Below are 17,727 nucleotides of genomic sequence, written 5' to 3'. Positions count from 1 at the left end.
GGGGCGAACTGCCCTCGCCCCGACGGGACTTACAGCGAGGGATCCTGCATCAGGATCGCCTGGTAGAGGTGGTGGAGACGACGACTCGGTTTGAGCCCCAACTCGTCGTCGAGCCACTTCCGGGTGCGGTGGAAGATGTCGACGGCCTCCGACTGCCGGCCGCACCGGTAGAGGGCGATCATCAACTGCTCGCTGAACCGCTCGCGTTCCGGGTACTGGGCGAGCAACTGCTTCAGCTCGGCCACCACCGTCCCCGCCTCGCCCGCTTGCAGCTGGGCCGAGATCAGGTCCTCCCGCGCGGTCTTGCGCTGCTCGTCCAGACGCAGCGCTACGGCACGGCACCAGGGCCCGTCGCTCGTGTCGAGCAGGGCCGGTCCGCGCCACATCCCGAGCGACTTGCGGAGCGTGTCCATCGCTTCGTACGGCCGGTCGCTGACCAGCCCCGCGCCTTTCTCCGCCGTCCGCAGGAACCGGTACGCGTCGACCGCGTCCTCCGAGACGTTGAGCATGTAACCGTTGTCAACCGTGCGGATGAGTTCCTGGTCCGGCCCCTCCAGACCAAGTTCCGCCAACGATTTGCGCATGCGTTTGACATTGGCCTGCAAGGCGTTGCGCGCGTTCTTGAGCGGCGCTTCCCCCCACAGCTCGTCGATCAGTTCGTCGAACGCGACCACCTGACCGGCGTTGAGCGCCAGCATGGTGAGCATCACGCGATTCTTCTTCGCCCGTAGACCTACGGTGCGCTGACCGTCGCCGATCAATAGTGGGCCTAATATGGAGATGTACACCAAATTCCCCGTCCCTAGCGGTGAACTCCAGCCACAAGCTTTTCTCCTGTGACCTCGGCCCGGCCACCGTCAACAGTGGTCGACGTGTTTGGGGTGGCCTGACAAAGGGGAAAAGCCTGGGTATCATTCGCGCTGGTCAAGTATCGGACACGCCTGGGTCGTCCGGCCATGTACCTTCGTACATGAGTTGATGAACCTGCGCCACCAACCCCACCTGAAGCCGCGACTCCACTCCCAGTTTCGCCAGGATGTTGGCGACATGCGCCTTCACCGTGCGCTCTGTGACGTGCAGTCGGGCAGCGATGCCGCGGTTGGAGTGTCCGGCACCGATCAGGTCGAAGACCTGCCGTTCCCGTCCGGACAACGTCCCGACCCGGGTGAGTTCGTTGCGCCAGCGCGCCGAGGCGAGGCTGCCGTCACTGTGCATGGCCACCCCCCTGACCGCCCCCTGCTTCCCCGTGGCGCGTCCACCGGCAGTTGCGCCCCCCCGTCACCGGGAAGGTCGTTCACGTGCCGACGAACGCGCATGCGATTCTACAACTCCCGTAACAAACCACCACGGGACAGTCGGCGTCAAACCCCTTGTCACGACTGGTTGTGGCCAGGTGCCTGCACGAAACGCACACGAAAAGGACCGGGGAGGGGCTAAGCCCTTCCCCGGCCGTCGAGTTGGACGGGTCCCGTGTTACGGGAGGGTCGTGCGTGCCGCCGAGGCCGCCGCCGCGGCGGCCACGATGGCCGGCATCCGCGGGGTCCGGGTCGTGGTCTGGCGCGCGAGCCGCGAGGGCCAGAAGGTCTTCCAGCCGAGCAGGGTGACCACGGCCGGCAGGACGACGATCCGGATCACCGTCGCGTCGAGCAGCACCGCGCAGGCCATGCCCACCCCCATCTGCTTCATCTCGATGAAGTTCAGCGAGGCCAGCAGGGCGAACACGCAGACCATCACCACCGCGGCGCTGGTCACCACGCCGGCCGTGCGGGTGATGCCCTGCTCGACCGCCTCCTTGACGGAGAGCCCGCCGCGCGCCGCCTCCCGGATCCGGCTGACCACGAAGACGTGGTAGTCCATCGACAGGCCGAGCAGGATCACGAAGAGCATCAGCGGCAGCCAGGCCACCACCCGGCCGGTGGACTCGAAGTGCAGCAGGTCCTCCGCCCAGGTGTGCTGGAAGATCAGCGCGAGCAGGCCGAAGGAGGCCGCCGCGGACAGCACGTTGAGCAGCACGGTGATCAGCGCGAGCACCACCGAGCGGAACGCGGCGGTCATCACCAGGAAGGTCAGCACCAGGGCCACTCCGAGCACCCAGGGCATCTTGTGCATGACGTTCGCCCGGTAGTCGACGTCGAACGCGACGTCGCTGCCGCCGACCGCGAACTCGGCGCCCGCGACCGTGCCGAGGGTCTGCGGGGCGAGGTCCTGGCGCAGCCGGGCCAGCGAGGCGCGGGCCTGCGGGGAGCCGCTGTCGAAGTGGGTGCCGATCGCGATGGTGGCGACCGTGCCGTCGGGGGAGGTGCGGACGACCGGCGCGGGGTTGTGCACGAAGAGGTCGTCCTGCGAGGCGCGTTCGACCAGCGACTCCACCGCGGTGCCCAACTGCGCCGTCCGGTCGGCCGGGACCTTCACCGCGACGGTGTGGGTGTCGGCCTGGCTCGGGAAGGAGTGGGTCAGCCGCTCGTTGGCCTGCATCGCCGGGATCGACCGGGGCAGGTCGTCGATCCCGGTGGCCTTGAGCTTCAGGCCGAGGGCGGGCAGCGCGAGGACGAGCAGCGCGCCGACCGAGACCACCAGTGCGATCACCGGGTGGCGCAGGGCGGGCTTGAGCATGGTCGACCACAGCCGCGGCTTGACCCCGCCCTTCTGGGTGAGCCGCCACACCAGCGGGACCCGCGGCGCGTCCAGGTAGCGGCCGAACCGGGACAGCATGGCCGGCAGCACGGTCAGCGAGGAGGTGATCGCGATGGCGACCACCAGCACCGCGCCGGTGGCCATCGACTCGAAGGCGATGTGCCCGGCGAGGTAGAGCGCCCCCATCGAGATCATGACGACCACGCCGGACACCAGCACCGAGTGCCCGGAGGTGGCGGCCGCGATCTCGATGGCGTCGATGTTGTTGGCGCCCAACGCCCGCTCCTCGCGCTGGCGCTTGAGGTAGAACAGCGAGTAGTCGACCCCGATGGCCATGCCCATCAGCACGATGACGTGCGTCACCGGCCCCGGATCGGGCACCAGTTGGGAGGCCACCCCCCACAGGCCGAGCCCGGCGAGCACCGAGGACAGGCCGAGGACGACCGGGACGCTCGCGGCGACGATCGCGCCGAACACGAAGACCATCACGAGCAGCGTCACCGGCAGGCTCAGCACGGTCGCCTTGCCGAGGTCCTTGCTCAGCATCTCGTTGAGCCCGGCCTTGATCGAGCCGGCGCCGACGAGTTCCATCCGCAGCTCGGTGTGCGACGCGTGGGTCCTCGCCACGGTGTCGATGAGCGGCTGCACCCGGTCGGCGGAGGTCTCCGGATCGCCGTCGAGGGTCACCGGGACGAGCAGGGCCGAGCCGTCCGGCGCGGGCACCGGGGCGTCGATCGAGTTGATGCCGGGGAGGGCCTTCAGGTCGCGGGTGGCGTCCGAGGCCGCGGACTGCGCCTGGACGGGGTCGAGCCGGCCGCCGCCCCACGGGGTGATGAGGACGTTCTCCACCGCGCGCTCCTGGAGGCCGCCGCTGCGGGCGATCGCGGCCGCCCGGCCGGACTGGCCGATGGCGAGGTCGGAGGTGGTGGCCTGCCGGGTGCCCGTGACGCCGCCGACCACGAGGGCCGCCACGACGAATGCCACCCAGAGCGCGATCGCCCACCAGGGGTGGACGGCGCTCCACCGAGCGGCCCTGGTGATCACGTTCCTGCCTTCCACGATCACGTTCCCCTCCTCAAAAGAAATGCCCGGATCAAGACACGGGCCTGACTTATGAGTCCGGCCGTGCGGTGCGGCGTTCGCCTGCATCACTGAATCTAGTGACGCTTCGACGCATGATCACGGGTACAACTTCGACGATTGGAGGGGGAGTTTCTTCTACTTGACAGCCGACCCGAGAGGGCTGCCGCCGGATTCCCCGGGCGGAATTTGATACCACATCCGCCGGGACACGTTAAAGGGCCCGTCGCCGATCAGTGCGACGGACCCCGCGTATTCCTCGGGCAGCGGCAGGTCGGTGACTCTCCACGGACCGGGCAACGGACCGGAGCGTGCGTACACGGTGGCTTCCGGTCCGTCGTGGGCGACCGGGATCCCCATGCCCTGGGTGAGTCTGGCGCCCGAGGCCTTCACGCACGCCTCCTTCCTGGTCCACAGCCGGGTGAAGGCGTCGGGCCCGCCCCGGGCGACCAGCTCCCGTTCGTCCGGGGGGAAGAAGCGACCGGCCAGCCGGGCGGTGTCCAGCTCGGCGCGGGCCAGCTCGACATCCACGCCGACCGGCCGTGATGCCAGGGCGAGCAGGGCGATCTCGCCCGAGTGGGACAGGTTGAAGTGCAGGCCCGGCGCGTCCTCGACGGCCGGCTTCCCCCACGGGCCGCGGCTGAAGCGCAGCCCGGCCGGGTGGCGGCCGAGGCGCTCGCCGAGGACGATCCGGGTGGCGGCGTGCGCGAGCACGAAGCGGCGCCGCAGCCCGGGCAACTGTCCGCTCCGGGCGCGCGCCCGCTCCTGCTCGTCGAGCAGTTCCTCCAGGTGCGGCGGGTACCCGTCCGGGGCGCCCTGGGCGGCTTCGCCGTCCGGGCGGTCCGGGTGCTCGCCACCGGTCAGCGGAATCTGCCAGATCTCGACCGTATCCCGACCGACCGGTTGTTCTGTCCCGTTCAGAACCGGCCCACCTTTCCGGTGTGCAGCCCCTGGAACAGATTCAGCTTCTGGATGTTCCGTGTCCCCTCCATGAACTCCACGCCCCGTGCGTCCCGGGCGAGTTTGTCGAGGAGCGGGTGGTCCAACCGGGCGCCGGGCCCGAAGAAACCCAGCGCGCGCATCGTGACGTCCTCGGCGAGTTCGCAGGCGCGGGCCTTCGCCGCCGAGGAGAGGTGCCCGGCGGCCGGCTTGCGGTCCACCGCGAGGGCCGCCCGGTAGGTCAACCGGCGGGCCGCGTCGATCCGCTGGCCGAGCGACTCGAACAGCTCGCGCTCCGCGCCGCGCAGTTCCCGGCGGTTCTCGGCGACGTAGTCGTGGGCGGCCCGGGCGATGCCGAGGGCGATCGCGGCCACACTCGGGCGGAGCTGGTTGAAGACCGAGACGATGCTCCACATGCCCCGCCGGGTCGGCGGCAGGTGGGCGCCGAGCACCCGTTCGGCGGGCACGTGCACCCCGTCGAGGGTGATCCGGGTCAGCTGGACGCCGCGCAGGCCGAGGGTGGGCAGCGGCTCCGCCCGGAAGCCGGGGTCGGAGGTGTCCACCAGGACGGCCAGCACGCCGAGCCGCTCGGTGCCCGCGACCCGCGCGAACACGGCGCCCAGGTCGGCCCGGGCGGCGTTGCCGACGTAGCGCTTCTCGCCGTCCAGGACGTACGAGCCGTCGCCCACCGGGGTCAGCGTGGTGGTCATCTCGCCGATGGCCGAGCCGCGGTCGGGCTCGGTGAGGCCGAAGCAGGTCCAGCGGGGGCGTTCGGCGAGCTGGCCGTACACCCAGTCCTTCTGGGCCTGGCTGCCGAGCACGCTCAGCAGCACCCCGCACATCGAGGCGCCGGGCGCGCCCAGCATCATCCCGGCGTCGCCGCGCGCCAGTTCCTCGCTCACCAGGACCCGTTCCAGGGTGGCCAGGCCGTGCGCGGGGCCGGCGCCGGCCTCGGCGGACGCCCGGTCCCACTCCGGCGGCACCTGGTGGCCGGCCAGGAAGCGCACGGCGGGCAGGTCCAGGAAGCGGTGGACGGCCTCCGGGTCCCGGTCGAGGTCGAGCGCGCCCGCCCGCAGGTCTTCGGCCCACCGCCGCACGTGCCGGTGCGTGGTTTCCAGCGGGCCGGGCAGGCTGATCACACGTTCCCCTTCCGGGAGTCGACGTTCTGTGCCGTGTCCCCGGCCGACCCCGGCCAGCCGCAGTACACGTCGGCGAGGAGCTCGGAGGCGTACGCCGCCCGGCCCGGCCCCTCGGCGGTGAAACCGTACGCCCCGAGCAGCCGCAGCAGTGCGCGGTCGGCCTGGGTGATCTGGGCCTGGAGGCGGGCGAGGGCCGGGCCGTCCAGGGGGCGGGCGGGGGCCGGCGGGGAGTCGTCCGGCCCCTCGGTGAGGTCGTCGAGGACGCCCTCGATCTCCAGGTGGTCGATCAGCACGTCGGCGAGCGCGCCCTTGACCAGCTGTTGCAGCAGCAGCGAGGAACCCTCGACCTGGCGGCCCGCGAGGTAGGCCAGGCAGGCCTCCCGCAGTCGCTCGGACGCGCCGAGCCGCAGCCAGGCGAGGCCGGTGCCCCAGTCGTGGGCGTCGGGGCCGGCGGGCGCCCGGGTGGCGTCGGCGGGGCTCAGGACGGCCAGACCGGGCACCGGGTCCAGGCCCCCATTCCCGTCCTCGTCCCCGTCCTCGTCGTCGCCGAACTCGGCGTACTCGCCGAGGAGTTCGCGCGGGACCACGGCGTGCCCGCGCGGGCCGCGCGGTGCCACCCCGGGGGACAGCGCGCGGGAGAGCAGGGTCAGTGCGGGGACGAGGCCGTCGTTGCGCGCGCTCGTCCGGGCCTCCTGCCAGTGCTCGCGCACCTCGGCCGGAACCGTCATCGGACCCCCAACTCCCCCGTGTCGAGTGTGCAGTAGGCCAGGAAGCCGCGCTCCCGGTCGTAGTCGGCCACCACCACCGGGCGGTCCCGGTCGGCGGCGGCGAGCAGGGCGGCCCAGCCGCCGGTGGCAGGCTGTCCGGCCGCCACCTTGGTCCACGGACCGCCGTGTGCCGGAAGTTCAGCACAGCCGTCGGACAGGCCGGAGCCGGTGACCAGCGCGGCCGAGGCGTCCCAGCCGGCGAACAGCCCCGGCTCCGGGAGGCCCTGGGCCGCGCCGCCCAGCGGCGCGTCGCCGCCGTCCCAGTGGATCAGCAGCGCGACCGCGGCGTCCGCGTGGACGGCGCTCTGCCCCGTCGCGGGCAGCGGGAACGGCTGGGTGCCCTGGTCCACGACCAGCAGCAGCAGCCGCGACCAGCCGCACCGCCGGGCGTACTCCACGGCGACCCGCAGCGCGCTGAACGGCGCCAGGACGCCCTGGTCGGACAGGGCGAAGGAGAGCGGCTCGCCCGGCAGCCGCCCCTTCACGCAGGAGGCGACCAGCTCGGCGTGGTCGAAGTCCGGCGCGGAGTAGGCGACCACCACCACCTCGGGGCACTCCTCGGCGGTCAGCGGGCCCAGCGCGTCGAGCGCGCCGTGGGCCAGCTCCACCGAGGTGCGCCGCCCCGAGGCGGCGAACTGCTCGCGGTCGAAGTCCGCGCCGTAGAGCGCCCCGAGCTCGCGGTAGAAGTCCTCCCGCGCGGCCTCCGGCCGGTACGGCGCGCCAGGCCCCGGCGGGGTGTGGGCGCCGGCCCGGATCAGCCGCGGCAGGACCGCCGCCGGGGCCGGGCCGGGCGTGCCGTCCGCGCCGGCCGGGGCCGGACGCCGCACGGGCGCAGTCGCGCGGAACATGCTTAGGCGCTCGCTTCCGCGGCGACGAAGCCGGCCAGCGAGCCCACGGTCTCGAAGTGGGTCATGTCCAGCTCGTCGGCGTCGAACTGCACGTCGAGGATCTCCTCGATGGTGATGAGCAGTTCGAGCGCGCTGCTGGAGTCCAGGCCCAGCTCGTCGAAGAGGCGGACGCCCGGGTCGGCGCCGGAGACGTCCTTGTTGAGGACCTCCGACAGGCCCTTGCGGACGGCGTCGACGTACTTCACGTCGGCCACGGTGTTGGCAGTGTCGCTCATGGTGTTCTCCTCGGGCTGGTCCCGGCCGTGGGTCGGCCGGTCGGTGGTCAGTTCTGGTCGTCGCCGGGGGCCGCGTACAGCCGCTGGCGGCCGAGCATGGCCTCGACGTCGTCGCGCTCCCGGATCAGGTGCGCCCGCCCGTCCAGGACGAGCACCTCCGCCGGGTAGCCGTGGCTGAGGAAGTGCACCGGCGAGGCCGTCGGCCCGTACGCGCCGGAGCGCTGCACCCCGATCAGCTCGCCGGCCCGCAGCGCCGGCATCGGCACCTTCTTGCCGATGACGTCGTTGGGCGTGCAGAGCGGGCCGGTGATGTGCCAGGGCTCGGTGGCCGGCTCGTCCAGCCGCTCCAGCGCGGCCATCGGGAAGTTGCGCTTCACGTACGAGCCGATGCCGACGGCCGCCATGTGGTGGTTGGTGCCGCCGTCGGTGACCGCGAAGTTCTCGCCCATCGAGGTCTTGGTGTAGCGCACCCGGGTCACGTAGGTGCCGGACGCGGCGACCAGGAAGCGGCCCAGCTCCATGATCATCCGGGTCTCCGGGTGCCGGGCGCGGAAGTCCGCGATCAGCGGGTTGAGCCCGGCGGTCAGCTCGGCGACGTCGAGGTCCTTCTCGTTGTCGAAGTAGGCGATGCCGAGGCCGCCGCCGACGTCGACCGTCTCCAGCGGGAAGCCCAGCTCGGTGGAGAGGCGCTCGGCCAGCTCCAGGATCCGCCGGGTGTTCTCGACGACGGACTCCTCGATCAGGATGCGGGTGCCCAGGTACACCTGGACGCCCATCAGCCGGATGTTGGGGTAGCGGCCGGCGAGGTCCTTGCCCTCGGCCAGCAGCAGCTCCTCGTCGGTGCCGAACTGGCGCGGCTTGCCGCCCATGGTCAGGCCCGAACCCTTCACCGAGAAGCGCGGGTTGACCCGCAGCGCGACCCGGGCGGTGATCCCGCGCTCGCGGGCCACCTCGTCGATCAGGTCCAGCTCGCCGATCGACTCGCAGACGATCGCGTGGATGTCCTCGTCCAGGCAGGCCGCCACCTCGCCGCGGCTCTTGCCCGGGCCGAGGAAGATGATGTCGCGCGGCTCGACCCCGGCCCGGCGGGCGGTGACCAGCTCCGTCAGCGAGGACACCTCGGCGCGCGAACCCAGGCTGTGCAGCAGCGCGCAGACGGAGATGTTGGGGTTCGCCTTGAGCGAGTAGAAGACCTCCAGCGCCGGGTGCAGCGCCTCGCGCAGCCCCTGGAAGCGGGTGGTGATCTCCTCGCCGTCGTACAGGTAGAGCGGGGTGCCGAACTCCTCGGCGAGCTCGGTGATCCCGAGGCCCTGCACCTCGAATGCGACGCTCACGGTCAGCTCCGTTCCGGGTAGGCCGCGAGGCGGCGGGTGATGTCGGTGTCGAGCGCCTCGATCTCCTCGTCGGAGGCACCGACGAGCACGCCGTACAGCCGGCCCTCGAAGCCGTCCGCTTCGGTGTCGGCGGCGGTGCCCGCGGCGGCGTTCACCGTGGCGTAGTTGTTCACGAACAGGCCGCGCGGGCGCGGGCCCCGCTCGGTCAGCAGCAGCCCGTCCAGCACCTCGGCCAGTTCGGCGAAGGGCAGCGGGCGGGTCAGCCGCAGCGGGAAGTGCCGGGCGACGGCGACGTCGTCGGCCCCGGCCAGGCCGCCCTCGTGCACCACGTTCTGGTACGTGGACATGTTGTTGCGGGCGTTGATCTCGATGACCGGGTACAGGCCCTCGTCCGGGTCGACCATCGCGTCGACGCCGACCACGCCGTAGTAGCCGTCGGCGGCGAGCCGCTCGCCGAGCCGCAGCGCCGTCGCCTCGATCTCGGCGACCTGCCCGTCGGTCAGCCGGGCCGGGATCCGGTGGCCCTTGTGGACGCCGCCCTCGGTCAGCAGCTCCTTGACGAAGTCGAAGTGCGTGGAGCCGTCCCGGCCCACCGTGAACTGGTAGTTGAGGTCGCAGCGCTTGGCGACCCACTCCTCGATCACCAGCGCGGTGCGCGGGGCCCCGCCCGCGGCCTTGGCGGCGCGCTCGGCCTGCTGGACCGCCATCCGGTGCAGCCGGCCCAGCCGGGCCTCGGAGTCCAGCACGACGATGCCCTTGCCGGACACGCCGAACGCGTCCTTCAGCACCACCTTGCGGCCCGCCGCCAGCAGTTCACCGGCCGCGGCCACCGCCTCGGCCAGCTCCTCCAGCGTCTCGCAGGCCCAGCCGCGGGCCTGGCGGATGCCCAGCTCGTCGGAGAGCCGGCGGCTGTACACCTTGCTGTTGACCCGCTTGCAGACCGCGGCGGTCGGCGCGCCCAGCTGCAGCCCGGTGCGCTCGGCCAGCTCCTCCTCGACGGTGGAGATGCCGTGCGCGGTCAGCCGGGCGCCCTCGGCGGCGACGGCGGACAGCGCGCGCAGCAGCTCGGGGTCGGCGAGGGCGTCCTCGCTGACGGTGCGCTGCGGGTCCTGGCCGGCCACCACGTGCACGGTGGGCAGCTCCAGGCCGAGGCCCTCCAGATAGCCGCGGTAGCCCTCGTCCAGGGCGGTCTTCAGCACGACGTGGTCGTCCTTGCCGCCGAGCAGCAGCGCGAACTCGTCCATGCGGTTCACCACCGCACTGCCCGCGTGCGAGGCGACCCGGGGCAGCGCGGGCTCGCCGAGCGCCCAGTGGTTCTCCACCTCGAAGTTGCCCAGGAACACCAGCGGGGTGTCCGCGGACCCGGTCACGGCGCGCTTGAGGCGCGCGCTGAAGCCGGAGGACGGTAGATGCATGTCGACCTCGTCATTTCTCGTGTGCGCTCGGGCGCGGTGCGGCGGGTGCGCAGGTGCTGCGGTGGTGCGGGTGCGCCGGTACTGCGGGGGACGGCCGGTCCCGTGGACGGCCGTCAGTGCTCCAGGACCATCGCGGCGAAGGTCGCCCCGAGCCCCACGCTGGTCATCAGGTAGCAGTCGCCGGGGCGCAGCCGCCCCAGCTCGGTGGCCTTCTGCAGGTTGATGAAGGGGTCGGCGCAGAAGCAGTGCCCGGTCTCGCCGACCAGGTCGAGGAAGACCTTGTCGAGCGGCAGCCCGAGCGTCTTGCAGACGCCGATCCACGACAGCCGGTTGACGTTGTGCGGCAGCACGAGCGCCAGCTCGTCGAGGCCGCAGCCGGCCTCCTCCAGGGCGGCGCCGATCACTTCGCACAGGCCGGGCCCGTACAGGTCCTGGAACTCCTTGGCGGCGGCGTCGCCCATGATGAACTCGTCGCCGAACTGGGTGTGGGTGCGCGTCGCGTAGCCGAGCATCCGGTCGGAGCCGGTGCGGTCCGCGCTCACCAGGAAGGCGACGGTGCCCTCGCCCATGACGGTGACGTCCGGGATGGACTGCGTCTGGGTGGTGCACGCCTTCTCCCCGGCCAGGACCAGGGCGAGCGCGTTCGGGTCCGGGTCGGCGGCCAGTAGGGTGCCCGCCAGGTCCAGCGCGAGCAGCCCGGAGGCGCAGGCGTGGTGCGAGACGACGAAGCCGGCGGCGTGCTCCAGGCCGAGCTCGACCTGGAGCGGTCGGAGCGAGGTCATCGGGTACGGCAGCGGCGACGGCATCGTGCGGGCCTGGAGGACGTACTTGACGCGCTGTTCCTGCCCGCGCAGTTCCACCAGCTTGGTCGCGGCGCGCAGCAGCAGCTCGGTCTCGGTGGCCGCGGGGTCGCGGCACACCTCGGAGAGCCCGTAGAAGCGCTGGTAGCGCCGGAGCTGCACATCCGTCAGCTGGAGTTCCTGTTGGAAGCGCGCGATCGGGATGGTGTCGGGAAGACAGCTGGAGACTGCCGTGATCGACGTCATGCCAACTACAGTCGCCTGGAGCGCTGACGCTTAGCTGACGCTGCGCTGACCACCGCCGCGCGGTGGCGGGGTGCGCTCCCCGCAGACGCCGGGGAGGTCCGGTCCGGAGGCGTGGTCGACCGTCCCGTACCGCCGGACGGAAACGACCGGAGGGGTGGGCCTTTCGGCACACCCCTCCGGAATCCGATCAGGTCCTACTCGTCGTCGGCCCCGCCGAGGTCGCCGAGGTCGGTGCCGTCCGGGGTGCCGCTGATCGCGTACCCCTGGCGGCGCGCCTCGTAGCAGGCCACCGTTGCGGCCGCCGACACGTTCAGCGAGCCGACCCGGCCCAGCTGCGGCACGAACACCACCTGGTCGCAGAGCGCCAGCGCGTCGGGGGTGATCCCGCGGTCCTCGTGCCCCAGCACGAAGGCCACCGCCGGGGTCAGTTCGGCGGCGAACATCGGCACCGCCTCGTCCGCCAGCTCCAGGCCGACCACCTTGAAGCCGTCCGCCTTCGCCGCCGCGACCGCCTCCGCGATCGTCGGGAAGTGCTCCACCTTCAGGTACTTGTCGGTGCCCATCGCGGCCTTCTGCGCGCCCGAGGAGCGCACCGACGGGGTCTCCCCGGCCAGGTACAGCTTCTCGGCGCCCATCGCGGCCCCGGTCCGGACCACCGAGCCGACGTTGAACGGCGACTGCAGGTTCTCCAGGATCATCGCGAGCCGGAACTCGTTGCTGCGCCGCCACGAGCGGTGCAGTCGCTTCAGTTCGGTCCCGCGCAACTGCTTCACGACGACGTTCCCCGTCCACTCTCCGTACCCTCGCCCGGCTCCGGGCGGGGTCGTGCTTCCAGAATCCGGAACCCGTTGACCGACGCGACCCGGGTGGTCGGGTAGCCCTGCTCGTTCAGCCACTTCTGCAGCGAGTCCGAGCCCAGGTGCTTCTGCACCACCAGGAACGCCGAGCCGTCCGGGGTCAGCCGGCCGAGCCAGTGCGTGAGCAGCCGGCGCAGCTCGGCCTTGCCGATCCGGATCGGCGGGTTGGAGTAGATGGTGGCGAACCGCACGTCCTGCGGGACGTCCTCGGGCAGCGCGGCCTGGACGTTGCCCAGCCGCAGTGCCTCGGCGTTCAGCCGCACCAGTTCCAGCGCGCGCTCGTTCACGTCCACCGCCCAGACCGGCAGCCGCCTGCGCCGGCTCGCCCAGGTCAGCGCGATCGGGCCGTAGCCGCAGCCGACGTCCAGGATCGGGCCGCGCACCCGCGGCTGCGGGGCGTGCTCCAGCAGGATCCGGGTGCCCGGGTCGAGCCGGCCGCGCGAGAACACTCCGGTGTCGGTGGTCAGTTCGAGGGTGAGGTCCGGCAGGGAGACCGTGATCGGCCGGCGCTCGCTGGCGACCTCGGGTGCACCGGTGAAGTAGTGCGAGCCGGACATGATTTCCCCGTCGTTCGTAAGGGCCTCGGGGCCACCGGGTGGGTGTGGGTAAGCCCTTGGTACGGCACCGATCGTACCCCCGGTGGCCTGCGGCGCGTTCCGTGCCGGCCGGCGGCCCGGGTGCCGCGGGGCCGCCCCGGCGCGATCGCGCCCGGCCGCCCGGCGACGGATACTGCCAGTACCGCCCCCGCGCCCGTGGGAGCCTCCGGACAGCGCCTCCGAACAGTGAGGACGGACGCCATGCCGCAGAATCACGAGGACTACCTGATCGACGAGGCCGTCGAGACCGTCGAATCCGACGACGAGGCACCCGAGGGCGACGAGTACGACGAGGTGGCCGAACGCCGGGCCGTCGGAGCCGACCCGGCCACCGATGTCGCCGACGCCGCCGAGCAGAGCCGCGTCGTCCAGCTCGACGAGGACGAGTACCGCGAGTAGCCGCCGCCGGGCCCGGTCCGGTGCGCCGTCCGGTGCGCTGTCCGGTGCGCTACAGCGCCCGGCGGCGCTGCAGCCAGGTCATCGCCGCCCAGCCCGGCAGCACCGGCAGGATCAGCGTCAGCAGGCGGTACATCGCCACCGCCGCCAGCGCGCCGCCCTTCTCCATCGACGCGGTCTGCTGCAGCAGCGCGATCAGCGCCCCGTCCACCGCGCCGGCCCCGCCCGGGGTCGGCGCCACGTTGCCCGCCGCGTTGCCCACCAGGAACACCACCGCCACCGAGGCGAAGGACGGCTCCCGGCCGATCGCCCGGGTGCAGCAGTACAGGCAGCCGATCAGGCAGATCGACACCAGCAGCTGCCCGGTCAGCCCCACCGCCAGGCGGGCCGGGCTGCGCAGCAGGTCCAGCAGCCGCGGCAGCACCTCGGTGGTCAGCGGCCGCAGCCGGGCCGCCAGCCAGCGCCGGGCCGGCGGCACCGCCGAGACCACCGCCAGCAGCGCCGCCGCCCCCGCCAGCCCGCCCACCACGGCGGGCAGCGCGTCCAGCTCCGAACCGCCCGGTTGCAGGTCCAGCAGGTAGACGAAGGCGCCCAGCTGGAGCAGGTGCAGCACCAGGCCGATCAACTGCCCCACCCCGACGCTGGACAGCGCCTGCGCGGTCGGGATCCCGGCCCGCTGCAACAGCCGGGTGTTCAGCGCGATCCCGCCGACGCCCCCGGGCGACACCAGCTTCACGAACGCCCCGGCCAGCTGCGCCAGCACCGCGTTGCGGAAGTCCAGCCGCTCCGGCACGAACCCGACGAACCCCATCGCCGCCGTCACGTGGCTCAGCGCCGCCGCCAGCAGTGCCAGCGCCAGCCACGCCGGATCGGCGTCGGCCACCGCCGAGATCGGGTTGTCCTCGGCCGCGAACAGTTGCGGGATCAGCAGCCACCCGGCCACCACCCCGCCCACCACCGCCAGCAGGGTCCGCGGCCGCAGCCGCTCCAACCGCACCGGCCGCACCTCCGCCTGCGGCCTGGTCCGCAGCACCTCCGCCCGGATCTCCTCCAGCAGCCCGCCCCCGCCGCCGGTGGCTTCGTCGGGCCCGGGGCCTGCCGGGCCGCCCGTGCGGGCGGCGGCGGCGGTCGGGTGGGCGGCGGTCGGGCGGGCGGTGCGCTTGAGGGCGTGGCGGGTGGTGCGGGCGAGGGCGATGGGCTGGAGGAGGGGGAGGGCTGCCTCGACGGTGTCGGCGCCGAGGACGGTGACGGCGGTGTGGACGGAGCGGGCGGCGCCGGCCCGCAGGGCGAGGGTGGTGAGCAGCTGGGCGATGTCGCAGCGCAGCACGAGTTCGCTGGCCGCGATGTCGCCGTCGGCGAAGTCGACCAGGTGCACCGCACCGGTCGCGTCCACCAGCAGGGAGGACGGGACGAGCGCCCGGTGGGCGATCTCCCGGCGCTGGAGGCGGGCGAGCTGCCGCCAGGCGTCGGCCAGCAGGTCGTCGGTGACCTCCTCGTCGGGGAGCCGGTCGAGGGCGCGTCCGGGGAGGTGCTCGTAGGCGATGAGGGCGGTGTCCTGGCCGAGGCCGGCGGTGGCGGCGATGCGGCGGGTGCGGACGCCGGCGGCGAGGGCCGCGTAGGTGACGAGCGCCTCGTGTTCGAGGCCGGCGCGGGGGGAGCGCAGGGCCCGGGGGTGGGGGGCGGTGCGCAGCCGCAGGCGGCGCCAGGCGCGCTGGACGGCGGCGGCGGTGACGGCTTGCCGGTCGAGGAGCTGGACGTCGAGGTCGGGCCGGTCGTCGGCTTGCCGGACCAGGTAGCGGTCGGGCCCGGCGGGGTGGGCCTCGGCCGGGCGCAGGCCGCTCTCGCGCAAGGCCCGGAGGATCTCGCCGGGCCTGGGCAGCGGGTCGGGGGTGCCGACGGCGTAGAGGGTGCCGTGGGCGCCGGTCCAGCCGATGAGCAGGCCGAGCAGCAGGGCGGTGGGGGTGGCGTACCCGCCGGCGAGTCCGGCGAGGCCGGAGAGGGCGAGGACGGCCCAGGGGGCCCGGTGTTCGCGGTTGCCGGAGGCGGTCATGAAGGCGAGGACGGGCGCGAGGTAGCCGTAGACGGGCTCGGTGTGGCCGAGGGCGCCGCCCGGCAGGGCCTGGGTGAGGGCGGCGAGCAGGGAGGCGGGGGCGACGCCGTCGGCCCACAGGTCGAGGAGCAGGGTGGCGCCGTAGGCGAGGACGGCGGCGAGCAGGCCGTCGGAGACCTGCTGGAGGGCGCGTCGCCGGTCGGGGCCGAGGAGGCGGCGGGCGGCGAGGACGACGGGCACCAGCAGCACGGCGGCGGTGGTGAGGCCGCCGGCGAGGCCGGCGAGCGGCCGGGGCACCAGTTCGGCGGCTTCGGCGACGTCGGCGGCGATGCCGCCGGTGGTGGCCCGGGCGTAGTCGGCGAGCAGCAGGGTGAGGGCGATGGCGATGAGCCCGGTGAGCAGCCGGATCAGGGCGACGGGCTGCCGGACCCGGCCGGGTTCGGACACCGCCCGGGCCGGGCCCCGGCCGGCTCCGGCGCTCGCCGGTATGCCGGTGTCCGCCGGTGCGGGCGTGCCGGCGGTGTCGCCACCGCCGGTGTCGCCGTTCGTTCTCCCCGTCACGATCGCCACGGGTGGCATGCTCCCATGCCTCCCCTGATGGTGGAGCCGGAGCCCGGAAGCCGGCCCGGATCGGGGGAGTTCGGGGACCGGCCCTACGCCTGCCGGGTCGGCACGACGACCGTGTGGCTCAGGTTGACGTGCCGGGGGCGGCTGACGGTGTAGGCGATCAGGTCGGCGAGGTCGTCCGCGGTGAGTGCGGGGATGGCCGCGAACATGCCGCCGAGCTGTTCGCGCAGGGCGGGGTTGTCGATGTGGCCGCCGAGTTCGGTGTCGGTCAGGCCGGGCTCGATGGAGCTGACCCGGACGTCGCGGGGGCTGAGTTCGGAGCGCAGGGCGGCGGACAGCTGGGTGAGCGCGGCCTTGGTGGCGCTGTACACGGCGTAGTTGGGGAAGACGACGCGCGAGGCGATGGAGGAGACGTTGACCAGGTCGGCGGCCCGGCCGTCGGCGGCGGCCGCGGTGAGGTCGTCGGCGAAGGCGCGGATGATCCGCAGGGCGCCGGTGAGGTTGGTGTCGACCATGCGGGTCCACTCGTCGGTCCGGCCGTCGGCGAGGGGGTTGGGCAGCATCACGCCGGCGCTGTTGACCACCAGGTCGACCCGGCCGTAGGCGTCGTGGACGGCCTTGGCGGCGGCGTCGACGGAGGCCTGGTCGGTGATGTCGGCGGTGACGGCGAGGGCCTGGCCGCCGGCGGCGGTGAGCTCGGCCGCGAGGGTGTCGAGCCGGTCGGTGCGGCGGGCGAGCAGGGCGACCCGGGCGCCGTGGGCGGCGAGCAGGCGGGCGGTGGCCGCGCCCATGCCGCTGGCGGCTCCGGTGACGACGGCGGTGCGGGCGGCGAGGGCGGGGTAGCTCATCGGTGGCTCCTGGGCCTGGGAGGGTGGTGGGGCTGACGACGACAACTGTGCGCGGGCGGCGGAGGTTCGCCCAGGGCCGTGTGCGTCCCGGGTGCGGCCTTCCTGGGATGCGCTTTCCCGGGATCCGCGGTCCTGGGTGCGGCAGGACCACCCTGGCGCCGGGAAGGCCGACCGGGCGCGCGGCGTGTCTTGAGGCCGGGGCCGGCCGGGCCGTCACTACCCTGCGGGCATGAGTGCCTGCGAAGACCTCGCCGCGGCCCCCCAGGACATCGAGCCCCTCCCCCCGGCCGACGGCTGCGCCGACTGCCTGGCCCAGGGGCGCCAGGACTGGGTGCACCTGCGGATCTGCCTGGACTGCGGCCACATCGGCTGCTGCGACTTCTCGCCGCAGCGGCACGCCACCGCGCACTTCCACAACACCTCGCATCCGGTGATCCGCTCGTACGAGCGGGGCGAGGACTGGCGCTGGTGCTTCGTCCACGAGGTCATGGGCTGAGGCCCGGGCCGGCCCGGCCCGGGGAAGCCGAGGCCCGTTCCCGGTGGCATCTCCCGGTGGCATCCGGGCGCAACCCCGATAAAATCCGGACATAACGACCGTGCGGCCCCCGGCCCCTCCGGTCGACATCCGTCCGGCCGGTGACCGCCGAAGGGAGGCCGACGATGACCAAGCGAACACCGGGCAGCACCGCCCAGCTCCGCCGGGGCACCCAGGAACTGCTGGAGCGCCGCGGCATGGCGACCGCGCCCACCCGGCTGGTGCCGATGCTGCGCGCCGACGCCATGTCCTCCGCCACCGCCGGGTACGCCGTGCCCGACGCCTTCCGGCACGGTGGCCGCGACCGGGCGGCCTCGGCGGGGCACGCCGCCCCGTCGATGCACGCCGAGCTGAAGGGCCACCGGCACCGCGGCGCGGAGAAGCACTCCGCCCACTGAGCG

At 73.2% G+C, this 17,727-nt stretch carries 18 protein-coding genes; 3 read left to right on the top strand and 15 right to left on the bottom strand.

All coding sequences use genetic code 11. The features are described from left to right. Window positions 1-29: 29 nt before the first annotated feature. From ACFV6I_RS25425 to ACFV6I_RS25365, 13 genes are all read right to left on the bottom strand, one after another. Window positions 30-710, bottom strand: a complete 681-nt coding sequence (locus tag ACFV6I_RS25425) for a BTAD domain-containing putative transcriptional regulator (RefSeq protein WP_380427795.1) — start codon at window positions 708-710, stop codon at window positions 30-32. A 214-nt stretch (window positions 711-924) separates the two neighbouring features. After that, window positions 925-1,215, bottom strand: a complete 291-nt coding sequence (locus ACFV6I_RS25420; RefSeq protein WP_107453059.1) for a helix-turn-helix transcriptional regulator — start codon at window positions 1,213-1,215, stop codon at window positions 925-927. A gap of 258 nt (window positions 1,216-1,473) precedes the next feature. Then, a complete protein-coding gene (locus tag ACFV6I_RS25415) occupies window positions 1,474-3,699 on the bottom strand; it encodes an MMPL family transporter (protein ID WP_380427793.1) in 2,226 nt (741 codons plus the stop codon). A 153-nt stretch (window positions 3,700-3,852) separates the two neighbouring features. After that, the gene (locus tag ACFV6I_RS25410) at window positions 3,853-4,452 is read right to left on the bottom strand and encodes a 4'-phosphopantetheinyl transferase family protein (RefSeq protein ID WP_380427791.1); all 600 of its coding nucleotides are present in this window, start codon (window positions 4,450-4,452) and stop codon (window positions 3,853-3,855) included. A 179-nt stretch (window positions 4,453-4,631) separates the two neighbouring features. Then, window positions 4,632-5,792 (bottom strand): acyl-CoA dehydrogenase family protein, encoded by a 1,161-nt coding sequence (locus ACFV6I_RS25405; protein WP_380427789.1) that lies wholly within the window; start codon window positions 5,790-5,792, stop codon window positions 4,632-4,634. After that, window positions 5,789-6,520 carry a hypothetical protein gene (locus ACFV6I_RS25400; RefSeq protein WP_380427787.1) on the bottom strand — a complete coding sequence of 244 codons (732 nt, stop codon included), beginning with the start codon at window positions 6,518-6,520 and terminating at the stop codon, window positions 5,789-5,791. Before ACFV6I_RS25400 ends, ACFV6I_RS25405 begins: the two co-directional genes overlap by 4 nt. After that, window positions 6,517-7,407: a hypothetical protein gene (locus ACFV6I_RS25395; protein WP_380427785.1), complete on the bottom strand. Its 891-nt coding sequence runs from the start codon at window positions 7,405-7,407 to the stop codon at window positions 6,517-6,519. Before ACFV6I_RS25395 ends, ACFV6I_RS25400 begins: the two co-directional genes overlap by 4 nt. 2 nt (window positions 7,408-7,409) lie before the next feature. Continuing rightward, window positions 7,410-7,682, bottom strand: coding sequence for an acyl carrier protein (locus ACFV6I_RS25390; RefSeq protein WP_063348736.1), 273 nt, complete (start codon window positions 7,680-7,682; stop codon window positions 7,410-7,412). A gap of 47 nt (window positions 7,683-7,729) precedes the next feature. After that, a complete protein-coding gene (locus tag ACFV6I_RS25385; protein ID WP_063348737.1) occupies window positions 7,730-9,016 on the bottom strand; it encodes a type III PLP-dependent enzyme in 1,287 nt (428 codons plus the stop codon). Window positions 9,017-9,018: 2 nt separating this feature from the next. Continuing rightward, on the bottom strand, window positions 9,019-10,431 hold the full coding sequence (locus ACFV6I_RS25380) for an ATP-grasp domain-containing protein (RefSeq protein WP_063348738.1): 1,413 nt from the start codon (window positions 10,429-10,431) through the stop codon (window positions 9,019-9,021). A 113-nt stretch (window positions 10,432-10,544) separates the two neighbouring features. Further along, window positions 10,545-11,477, bottom strand: a complete 933-nt coding sequence (locus ACFV6I_RS25375; RefSeq protein ID WP_380427782.1) for a 3-oxoacyl-[acyl-carrier-protein] synthase III C-terminal domain-containing protein — start codon at window positions 11,475-11,477, stop codon at window positions 10,545-10,547. Between the two features lie 194 nt (window positions 11,478-11,671). After that, window positions 11,672-12,250 (bottom strand): TrmH family RNA methyltransferase, encoded by a 579-nt coding sequence (locus ACFV6I_RS25370; RefSeq protein WP_350878299.1) that lies wholly within the window; start codon window positions 12,248-12,250, stop codon window positions 11,672-11,674. Continuing rightward, window positions 12,247-12,891, bottom strand: a complete 645-nt coding sequence (locus ACFV6I_RS25365; RefSeq protein ID WP_380335744.1) for a class I SAM-dependent methyltransferase — start codon at window positions 12,889-12,891, stop codon at window positions 12,247-12,249. The genes ACFV6I_RS25370 and ACFV6I_RS25365 overlap by 4 nt, the downstream gene beginning before the upstream one ends. A 240-nt stretch (window positions 12,892-13,131) precedes the next feature. Here ACFV6I_RS25365 and ACFV6I_RS25360 point away from each other — a divergent pair, with 240 nt between their 5' ends. Further along, window positions 13,132-13,329 carry a hypothetical protein gene (locus tag ACFV6I_RS25360; RefSeq protein ID WP_063348742.1) on the top strand — a complete coding sequence of 66 codons (198 nt, stop codon included), beginning with the start codon at window positions 13,132-13,134 and terminating at the stop codon, window positions 13,327-13,329. A 49-nt stretch (window positions 13,330-13,378) separates the two neighbouring features. Here the strand turns inward: ACFV6I_RS25360 and ACFV6I_RS25355 are convergent, their stop codons facing one another. Both ACFV6I_RS25355 and ACFV6I_RS25350 read right to left on the bottom strand, forming a co-directional pair. Then, window positions 13,379-15,946, bottom strand: a complete 2,568-nt coding sequence (locus ACFV6I_RS25355; RefSeq protein WP_380427779.1) for a lysylphosphatidylglycerol synthase domain-containing protein — start codon at window positions 15,944-15,946, stop codon at window positions 13,379-13,381. 83 nt (window positions 15,947-16,029) lie between these two features. Then, a complete protein-coding gene (locus tag ACFV6I_RS25350; protein WP_063348744.1) occupies window positions 16,030-16,791 on the bottom strand; it encodes an SDR family oxidoreductase in 762 nt (253 codons plus the stop codon). 229 nt (window positions 16,792-17,020) lie between these two features. Between ACFV6I_RS25350 and ACFV6I_RS25345 the strand changes: the two genes are divergently transcribed. Continuing rightward, entirely contained in the window at window positions 17,021-17,287 is a 267-nt protein-coding gene (locus ACFV6I_RS25345; protein WP_380427777.1) for a UBP-type zinc finger domain-containing protein, read from the top strand. 164 nt (window positions 17,288-17,451) lie between these two features. Beyond that, on the top strand, window positions 17,452-17,724 hold the full coding sequence (locus ACFV6I_RS25340) for a hypothetical protein (RefSeq protein WP_063348746.1): 273 nt from the start codon (window positions 17,452-17,454) through the stop codon (window positions 17,722-17,724). Window positions 17,725-17,727 lie beyond the last annotated feature (3 nt).

It is taken from the genome of Kitasatospora sp. NPDC059803 (assembly GCF_042732255.1).
In the GTDB taxonomy this organism is placed as follows: Bacteria; Actinomycetota; Actinomycetes; order Streptomycetales; family Streptomycetaceae; genus Kitasatospora.
Note: the sequence above shows the minus strand (reverse complement) of the source record. Positions and strands in the feature narration are given on the sequence as shown.